General features: G+C 72.7%; 8 protein-coding genes. 1 reads left to right on the top strand and 7 read right to left on the bottom strand.

The window, feature by feature from the left end:
• Positions 1-34: 34 nt before the first annotated feature.
• The gene (locus tag ABZX79_RS37555) at positions 35-841 is read left to right on the top strand and encodes a 4'-phosphopantetheinyl transferase superfamily protein (protein WP_355268476.1); all 807 of its coding nucleotides are present in this window, start codon (positions 35-37) and stop codon (positions 839-841) included.
• A gap of 73 nt (positions 842-914) precedes the next feature.
• On the opposite strand, the gene ABZX79_RS37550 is transcribed toward ABZX79_RS37555, so the two are convergent.
• Genes ABZX79_RS37550 through ABZX79_RS37520 form a run of 7 tightly spaced genes read right to left on the bottom strand, consistent with a single transcriptional unit; the run spans position 915 to position 8425 of the window.
• On the bottom strand, positions 915-1154 hold the full coding sequence (locus tag ABZX79_RS37550; RefSeq protein WP_355268473.1) for an acyl-CoA carboxylase epsilon subunit: 240 nt from the start codon (positions 1152-1154) through the stop codon (positions 915-917).
• Positions 1155-1168: 14 nt separating this feature from the next.
• On the bottom strand, positions 1169-2737 hold the full coding sequence (locus ABZX79_RS37545; protein ID WP_355268470.1) for an acyl-CoA carboxylase subunit beta: 1569 nt from the start codon (positions 2735-2737) through the stop codon (positions 1169-1171).
• Positions 2734-3105: a hypothetical protein gene (locus ABZX79_RS37540; protein WP_355268468.1), complete on the bottom strand. Its 372-nt coding sequence runs from the start codon at positions 3103-3105 to the stop codon at positions 2734-2736. The genes ABZX79_RS37545 and ABZX79_RS37540 overlap by 4 nt, the downstream gene beginning before the upstream one ends.
• 41 nt (positions 3106-3146) lie before the next feature.
• Positions 3147-4421: an MFS transporter gene (locus tag ABZX79_RS37535; protein ID WP_355268465.1), complete on the bottom strand. Its 1275-nt coding sequence runs from the start codon at positions 4419-4421 to the stop codon at positions 3147-3149.
• Between the two features lie 4 nt (positions 4422-4425).
• A complete protein-coding gene (locus ABZX79_RS37530) occupies positions 4426-5364 on the bottom strand; it encodes an alpha/beta fold hydrolase (RefSeq protein ID WP_355268462.1) in 939 nt (312 codons plus the stop codon).
• Positions 5361-6842: an FAD-dependent monooxygenase gene (locus ABZX79_RS37525; protein WP_355268459.1), complete on the bottom strand. Its 1482-nt coding sequence runs from the start codon at positions 6840-6842 to the stop codon at positions 5361-5363. Before ABZX79_RS37525 ends, ABZX79_RS37530 begins: the two co-directional genes overlap by 4 nt.
• A gap of 59 nt (positions 6843-6901) precedes the next feature.
• Complete coding sequence (locus ABZX79_RS37520) at positions 6902-8425, bottom strand: FAD-dependent monooxygenase (RefSeq protein ID WP_355268479.1); 1524 nt, start codon at positions 8423-8425, stop codon at positions 6902-6904.
• Positions 8426-8465 lie beyond the last annotated feature (40 nt).

Raw genomic sequence — 8465 nt, 5'->3', positions numbered from 1 at the left:
CCACCCACGCCAAGGTCCATGCGGAGGACGGCCGTTGCCCCGGACAGTGAACACGTTCGTCGTCGGGCAGGGGGAACTGGACGTGTGGCTGCTGCCACCGCCCGACACGCCCCGTGACATCCCGATGAGCGAGCTCGACGCGTACGAGAGGGGACGGGCCGACGCCTATCGCCGGTCCGACGACCGCCGGATGTACGCCGCGGCGCACGTGGGCCTGCGCCGGATCCTCGCCGTGTACACCGGCATCGCACCGAGCCGGATCGTCCTCGCGGGCGAGCGCTACGACGGCGAAGGCCGGCGGTACGGCCGGCCGAAGGTGCTCGGAGTGCCCGGCATCGCCCCCGAGTTCTCGCTCTCGCACAGCCATGGTCTGGCGGTCGTGGTGGTGGCCGAGGTCCGGGTGGGTGCCGACGTGCAGCGGTTGCCGTCGGCCGAGACCACCGAGGCGTGCCTGCCGGCGCTGCATCCCGCCGAGCAGGCGGAGCTCGGCGGGCTTCCGGAGCTTGAGCGGCCCGTGGCCTTCGGCCGCCTGTGGACACGCAAGGAGGCATATCTGAAGGGGCTGGGCACCGGGCTGACCCGGGGGGCCGACCTCGACTACCTGGGCGAGGCCGGGCTCGCCGAGCGTCCCGCGGGCTGGGTGGTGGGCAACGTGCCGCTGTGCCACAGCCATGTCGCCGCGGTGGCCCTGTCCGGCTCCGGGGACCGCCGGATCGCGATGCGGGCGGTACCGCCCGAGTGCCTGTACGCCCCGGACGCCGTCGAGCGGATCGGGGCGTTGGAGCCCGTTCTGCGCACGGTGGTGCGGGACCGCGGCCGGCCGGAGCCGCGCGTGGGATGAGGTCCGGGCACCACCGAAGGGGCCGGGGGGTTCGCGAGAACTCCCCGGCCCCTTCGGTGGTGGCGCGCTGTGCTCAGACGGCCGCCCTCCAGGTGCGCGGTCCGTCGAAGCCGACGACCCGGTCCGGGCGGCGCCACCGGGCGACACCCTGCTGGCTGCGGGCCAGGTCGTCCGGTGCGGCGCAGGAGGTACGGGCCAGCAGGACCGCGGTCAGGGCGGCCAGCTCCTCGGGCGAAGGGCAGCCGCGCTCGACGCGCAGCAGCGGCCAGGCGGCACAGGCGTCGGCGTCAGTGGTGGCGTGCGGTGTGGTCATGGCTTCTCCCTCGGTCACTGAGGCGGGTTGCCGTGCTTGCGGCGCGGCAGGTCGGCGTGCTTGGAGGCGAGCATGGCCAGGGACCGGGCCAGGACCGACCGGGTCTCGCGCGGGTCGATGACATCGTCGACCAGGCCGCGTTCGGCGGCGTAGTAGGGATGGACGAGCTCCCGCTTGTACTGGTCGATCTTCTCCTGGCGCATCGCGTCGGGGTCCTCCGCGGCCGCGATCTCCCGCCGGAACACCACATTGGCGGCTCCCTCGGCGCCCATGACCGCGATCTCGTTCGTCGGCCAGGCCAGCGCGATGTCGGCGCCGATGGACCGGGAGTCCATCACGATGTACGCGCCGCCGTACGCCTTGCGCAGCACGACGGAGACCCGCGGCACAGTCGCGTTGCAGTACGCGTACAGCAGCTTCGCGCCGCGCCGGATGATGCCCTCGTGCTCCTGGTCCACGCCCGGCAGGAAGCCGGGGACGTCGACGAGCGTGACCAGCGGGATGTTGAAGGCGTCGCAGAACTGCACGAACCGCGCGCCCTTCTCGCTGGCCTTGATGTCCAGGACACCCGCCATTGTGGCTGGCTGGTTGGCGACGATGCCGACGGTGTGGCCGTCTATGCGGGCCAGGGCGCAGACGATGTTCGGCGCCCAGGCCGCGTGCACCTCCATGTAGTCGCCGTCGTCGACGAGCTCCTCGATGACGCCGCGGATGTCGTACGAGCGATTGCCGTCGGCGGGCACCAGGTCGAGCAGGGCGTCACTCGGCCGGTCCGTCGGGTCGGCAGCGAGGGTGGCGGGCGGCAGCTCCCGGTTGTTGGCCGGCAGCATCGACATCAGGTATCGCACCTCTGCCAGGCACGTCTCCTCGTCGTCGTAGACGAAGTGGGCGACACCCGAGGTCCCGGCGTGCACGTCGGCGCCGCCGAGTCCGTTCTGGCTGATCTCCTCACCAGTGACGGCGCGTACCACGTCGGGGCCGGTGATGAACATCTGCGAGATGTCGCGTACGGCGAAGATGAAGTCCGTCAGGGCCGGGGAGTACGCGGCGCCGCCCGCGCAGGGTCCGAGCATCACCGAGATCTGCGGGATGACGCCGGAGGCCTTGGTGTTGCGCTGGAAGATGCCGCCGTAGCCGGCCAGCGCCGAGACGCCCTCCTGGATGCGGGCGCCCGCGCCGTCGTTCAGCGAGACCAGCGGAGCGCCGGCCGCGATGGCCATGTCCATGATCTTGTGGATCTTGGCGGCGTGGGCCTCACCCAGCGCACCGCCGAAGACCCTGAAGTCGTGTGCGTAGACGAAGACCGTCCGGCCATCGACCGTGCCCCACCCGGTGACCACACCGTCGCCGTACGGCTTCTTCACCTCCAGGCCGAACCCGGTGGCCCGGTGTCGGCGCAGCGCCTCGACCTCGCAGAAGCTGCCCTTGTCCAGCAGCAGCGCGATGCGCTCGTGGGCGGTCAGTTTGCCCTTGGCGTGCTGGCGTTCGGTGGCCTTGGGATCCTGACCGTCACGGGCGAGGTCCTTGCGCTTGGCCAGCTCATTGAGCCGGCCGGTGTGTTCGGCGGGTGTTGCGGGCGTCATGTACGGATCTCCGTTTCCGGTGTCGGTGGAAGTGTGCGGTTGCGCGTCTCGTGCGGCGGGCCGCAGCGGGTGAGCAGCGCGGCCAGCTCGGTCACGGTGCTCTTCCGCAGCACCTCGGTGGTGACATCCGTGTGCAGGACCCGCCGGATGCGGCGCTCCGGGGGCAGGGCGTTGAGCGGGTCCAGGCCCCGGCCGCGCAGCGGGAGGCGGGGCGAGAGCCGGTGCCCTGGCGGGACCGCGAGCAGGGATTCCGGCTCCAGGTGAAGGCAGTGGCCGATGGTGCGGGTGCGCACGTCGATGCTCATCGCGCGCAGGGCGTGCGGGTCCGGGAGCTGCTCGAGTCTGCGATGCGGGGCGTGTTCGGTCATGGGAAGCCTTTCGTATGGTGGGGCCTTCCCCCGACGGGATGTCAGGACCGGTTGGCGGCCCGGGAGGAGACGCCGGTCCGCTCCGCCGCGGCGGACGCGGCCCGGCGCCGTCGGCGGACCCGCCCGACGAGCAGCACGGCGAGCGCCGCCGCCAACGAGACGAGCCCTCCCGCGTAGAGGCCGGAGCGCGCACCGTGGCGGACGGTGAGCCAGCCGATGAGGAGGGCGCCGAGCGGGGTGAGACCTTGCAGGATGAGCGTGTACAGCGCCATCACCCGGCCGCGGTACGCGGGATCGCTGCCGAGCTGGACACGGTGGTTGGCGGCTTGCGCGAAGTAGATGGTGGCGAAGCCGGTCAGGCACAGCAGTACGGCCGCCCAGGCGTAGTTCGGGGACCAGCCGGCCGCCGTCTCCAGCAGGCCGAACGCGAGGGCGGAGCCGGTGACCACGGCAGCCGTCGGGCGGCCGCTGCGCGTGGTGGTAGCGAAGGCGGCGAGCAGCGAACCGGCGGCGAACGCGGTGGTCAGCAGCCCGAAGCCGGTTGCGTCGGAGTGGAACACGGTTTTGGCCAGCAGCGGCAGGGTGAGCTGGAAGTTGAAGCCGAACAGGCCGATCACGGCGACCAGCGCGAGCGGCACGAGCAGATCGGGCCGGCCGCGTACGTAGCGCAGTCCGTCGATCACCCGTGCCCTCTGCGCGGAGCGCGCCGTACGCATGAGCTCCTCGGGCCGCATCATGCGCAACCCCGCCACCGTGGCGAGGTAGCTGGCCGCGTTGACCAGCATGACGGGCCCCGTGCCGAACGCGCTGATGAGCAACCCGGCGACGGCGGGGCCCACCACACGGGCCGTGTTGAAGTACGCGGCACTCAGCGCGGAGGCGTTGGGCAGCAGCTCGGGGCCCACCATCTCGCTGACGAAGGACATCCGGGTGGGCACCTCGACCGCGTTGACGGTGCCCAGGACCAGCGCGAACAGGTACAGGTGCCACAGCTGGACAGAGCCGGCCAGCACGAACACCGCCAGGGTGAGCGCGCACGCGGCGGAGACCAGGTTGGCGAGGGTGAGCAGCAGTCTCTTGTCGTACCGGTCGGCGAGCCGACCGCCGTACAGCGTGAGGAGCAGCATCGGCGTGAACTGCAGTGCGGTCACGGTGCCCAGGGCCGTGCCGGAGTCCCCTGTCATGGAGAGCACCAGCCAGTCCTGGGCTGTGATCATCATCCATGTGCCCGCGACCGACACGACCTGGCCAACCGCGAAGAGCCGGAAGTTGCGGACGGCCAGGGACCGGAAGGGCGTACGGCGCGTTTTCTCCATGGGCTCAGGTGGTAACGGACGCACCCGCGTCGGCGGCGCGCCGCGCGAGGCAGTCTTCGAAGTAGGCGAACGCGCGCAGGTGGTAGGTGCGGGCGGCCCAGCCCAGGCTGATGTTGTGGCCGGCACCGGGCTGGCGGTCGACGCCGACGGACGGCGCCGCGTCGAACTGCGCGGCGAGGTCGGCGACGGTGTCCTCGTCGTGGTGCCACCACAGCTCGCATTCGGCGAACGTCAGCCGCACCGGGACCCGTACCTTCGGGGCCGCTTCGGTGAACCGCCGCGCCCAGTGCCCGGCCTCCGCCTGCTCGCGCGGGGGCATGGGCGCGACCATGGCCGCGGCTTCACGGAAGGTGTTCGGCGGATAGAAGCGCAGGGCGCCCCAGTTCCGCTTCCAGTGGCCGTGCTGGTGCGGGTCCAGCTGGATACCCTGTTCAACCGCGTAGTCGCGGCCGAGCCCCGAGATGTCGAGCCCCAGCAGCGGCGGCAGGCCCGGGTCCAGCTCGTCGGCCTGGTAGGCGGCGTAGGTCAGGGCAAGTTTGCCGCCGAAGGAGTGCGCCAGCAGGAACACCCCGGCGCCGGTCGCCCAGCGCCCGGCCAGATGCGTCACCGCCGCGTGCAGCGAGGCGGACTGCTCGGCCAGGGTCTGCCCGCGCGGCGACTGCGCGGCCGACAGCCCGTACCCGGGCCGGTCGACGGCGACCATGGTGTAGCCGAGCCGGGCGCCCAGAGTGAGCAGGGAGACGTCGGGGTGGGCCTGCCCGTCGAAGTAGCCGGCGCTCATCCCTCCCCCGTGCACCGCGACGACGGTGGCCCGCGGCGGCCCGGCCGGCTGGGCGATCAGCGCAGAGAGGGTGATGCCCCCTGCCTCCAGGGCGACGGGCCGGACCCCCGGGGACATCGGGGGCACGGACGCGGGGGCGCGACCGACCGCGGTGGTGCTCATTCGGCCTCCGGGGAACCGAACCAGCGGTGCAGGGCGCCGGTGAGCCGGGCCGGGTCCGTGCCCGCCCAGGCGACGTATCCGTCGGGGCGCACCAGCACCGAGGCGGCGCCGCCGAAGGCCTCCGGGTTTTGCGGGGAGCCGGTGACCGTGGTGACGCGGTCCTTCCAGGGACCAGCGGCCTCGCGCAGCGCGGGGTCGTCGGACAGGTCGAGCAGGATGCCCTGCGCCGGGCGCAGCAGCTCGGGGGTGCGGACCTCCCCGGTGGCGGTGTCCAGCGCCCTCGGGGGCAGCCTGCGGCCGAGTAGCGGGTGTCCGTCGGGCCCCAGGTCGTAGCGGACGTCGAGGTGGCTGACCACTCCGGCCAGGTGCCGCTTGACTGGGTCGAGTGCGATGAGCTCCCCGAACAGCTCGCGCAGCGGCTGGGACTCGGGGCCGCCGAGGAAGACCGTGCCCTGGGCGCGGGTGTTCATCAGCAGCCGCTCGCCGACCGGGTGGCGCTCTTCGTGATAGGTGTCCAGCAGGCCTTCGGGCGCCCATTTCCGGACGGTGGCGGCCAGCTTCCAGCCAAGGTTGACCGCGTCCTGGACGCCGGTGCTCAGACCCTGGCCGCCGGCTGGCAGGTGGATGTGCGCGGCGTCGCCGACGAGCAGGACGCGGCCGCGCCGGTACTCGGTGACCTGGCGAGTGGCATCGGTGAAGGAGCTGACCCAGTCAGCCCCGCCGCCGGAGATGTCCTCACCCGTCAGACGCTCCCAGGCCGCCGCCACTTCGGCGAACTCCGGGGTCTCGCTGCGGTCGGCCGGCGGGGTGCCGTGTTCGCACACGATGATGCGGTCCACGCCCTCGGCGAGCGGCGCGGCCATCACCATGCCACCGGGCAGCCGTTCGCCCAGGAAGCGCGGCTTGACCTCGCAGCCCACCACGTCGGCGAGGTACATGCCGCGCGTGGCGGAGGTGCCGGGGAAGTCGAAGCCCGCGGCCTTGCGTACCGGGCTGTGGCCGCCGTCGGCGCCCACCAGGTACCGGGCGCGCAGCCGGCGCTCGCCGTCCGGAGTGCTCAGGGTGACGGTGACGGCGTCCTCGTCCTCGTCCTGCTCCAGGGCGAGGAACTCCCAGCCGCGGCGGATGTCGGCGCCCAGTTCCCGGGCCCACTCCTCGAGCACCGCCTCCGTCTGGGACTGGGGAATGCCACGGGCCCCGAAGTGGGCGTCCTCCAGGACGGTGTAGTCGAACTGGACCCCGCCGAAGTGGCCCACCGGACTGGTCTGCAGGCCGCCGAAGCGCGGGACGAGCCCACGCTGGTCGAACGACTCCAGGGCGCGGGCGGTGAAGCCGAGGCCGCGCGACTGGCCGGTGGGCCGCTCCAGACGCTCGGCGACGATGACGCTCACCCCGCCCAGCCGCAGCTCCCCAGCCAGCATCAGCCCGGTGGGGCCGGCGCCGACGATGACGACCTCCGCGTCCATCTCCGCGTCCATGGGTGTCCTACCTCTCAGGTGTGGGTCTGAACTGATCATTTGTAAGACGCTGGTGATGCTCAGGGACGGCTGGCGGGTGCGTCGGCGAGTGGGCCCGCGGGTACGCCCGCCGGTACGCCGAACCATCGGCGCAGCGCCTCGGACAGGCCGCTTGGGCGGGCGCCCGCCCAAGCGACGTAGCCGTCGGGGCGCACCAGCAGGGCCTGGCCCTCGGCCAGTGGGGACCCGGCCGCGGGGCGGTGGTCGACGAAGGCAACCCGGTCGGCCCACGGTGCCGCGGCCGCGCGCAGCGCCTCGGCTCCGTCGATGCCGGGGGCCAGCAGCAGCCCGCAGCCGGTGCGCAGCAGCTCGGTGGTGTGCACCGGGCGGCCGGCTCCCGCCCGCTCGCCGGGCGCGGGCTCCAGCTGTGCGTCCGGCAGCCGCCGGCCGAGCAGCGGATGCCCGTCGCCGCCGACGTCGTAGCGGATGCCGAGGCCGCTGATCATCCCGGCCAGGTGCTCCCGTACGCCGTCCAGGGCGATGAGTTCGGCGAGCACGGTGCGGGCCGGTTCGACCTCCGGTCCGCCGAGCAGTAGCTGGGCCTGCGCCCGGATGTTGGCCAGGACCTGGCGGCCCACCGCGTGGCGTTCTTCGTGGTACGTGTCGAGGAGGTCCTCGTCCGCGCTGGCCCGTACGACCGCGGCAAGCTTCCAGCCGAGGTTGAAGGCGTCCTGGACGCCCAGGTTAAGGGCCTGGCCGCCGCTGGGCATCTGGCGGTGGGCGGCGTCCCCGGCGAACAGCACCCGGCCGTGGCGGTACTGCGCGAGCTGGCGGTTCGCGTCGCCGAAGGCGTTGACCCACAGCGGGGTGCCGTGGCTGATGTCCTCGCCGGTGACCCTCTTCCAGATGTCGGTGACCTCGGCGAAGTCCGGCTCGGCCCCGGCGCGGACGCCGGCGGGCCGGCCGAATTCGTGGACCATCACGCGGGTCACACCGTCCCGGGTGGCGGCGATGGCCAGCCCGTGCTCCAGCCGTTGGAAGCGCCGGTCGGCGACGCAGACGCCGGACACGTCGGCGCGCAGCAGTTCGCGGGCGGCGTCCTGGCCGGGGAACTCGGCCCCGATCAGCCGTCGTACGGTGCTGTCCTCTCCGTCGCAGCCGACCAGATAGCGGGCACGCAACCGGACGGGGCCGTGCGGGCTGACGACTTCGGCCTCCACCCCGTCCTCGCCGACCGTCAGCGACAGCAGCTGGTGACAGCGCCGCAGGTCGGCGCCGAGCGCGGCGGCCCGGTCCTGCAAGAGCTCCTCGGTCCGCGTCTGGGCGACCTTCCACTGTCCGGGGTGGACGCTGGGCAGGGTCAGGTCCAGCGGTACGCCGCCGAAGTGGCCGCGGGTCTCACGGGGCGGCGTACCGAGGTCTTCGAGCAGTCCTCGGGAGTCGAGGATCTCCATGGTGCGGGCGTGCAGGGTGGAGGCCCGCGATTCGGTGGTCGGTCCGGGGCGCTGGTCGACGACGACCACCTCGGCCCCGCCGAGCCGCAGCTCTGCGGCGAGCATCAGCCCGGCGGGGCCCGCTCCGACCACCAGGACGTCTGTGTCCATCGTCAGCGCTTGTTCTCTGCGAAGGCCTTGGCGTGGGTGA

The organism is Streptomyces sp. NPDC002994, from assembly GCF_040611155.1.
Classification (GTDB): Bacteria; Actinomycetota; Actinomycetes; order Streptomycetales; family Streptomycetaceae; genus Streptomyces.
Note: the sequence above shows the minus strand (reverse complement) of the source record. Positions and strands in the feature narration are given on the sequence as shown.

Bases quoted from the DNA above. Each gene is read 5' to 3' on its own strand.
- ABZX79_RS37535 (WP_355268465.1), bottom strand. From the start codon at position 4,421: ATGGAGAAAACGCGCCGTACGCCCTTCCGGTCCCTGGCCGTCCGCAAC.
- ABZX79_RS37525 (WP_355268459.1), bottom strand. From the start codon at position 6,842: ATGGACGCGGAGATGGACGCGGAGGTCGTCATCGTCGGCGCCGGCCCC.
- ABZX79_RS37530 (WP_355268462.1), bottom strand. From the start codon at position 5,364: ATGAGCACCACCGCGGTCGGTCGCGCCCCCGCGTCCGTGCCCCCGATG.
- ABZX79_RS37550 (WP_355268473.1), bottom strand. From the start codon at position 1,154: ATGACCACACCGCACGCCACCACTGACGCCGACGCCTGTGCCGCCTGG.
- ABZX79_RS37545 (WP_355268470.1), bottom strand. From the start codon at position 2,737: ATGACGCCCGCAACACCCGCCGAACACACCGGCCGGCTCAATGAGCTG.
- ABZX79_RS37520 (WP_355268479.1), bottom strand. From the start codon at position 8,425: ATGGACACAGACGTCCTGGTGGTCGGAGCGGGCCCCGCCGGGCTGATG.
- ABZX79_RS37540 (WP_355268468.1), bottom strand. From the start codon at position 3,105: ATGACCGAACACGCCCCGCATCGCAGACTCGAGCAGCTCCCGGACCCG.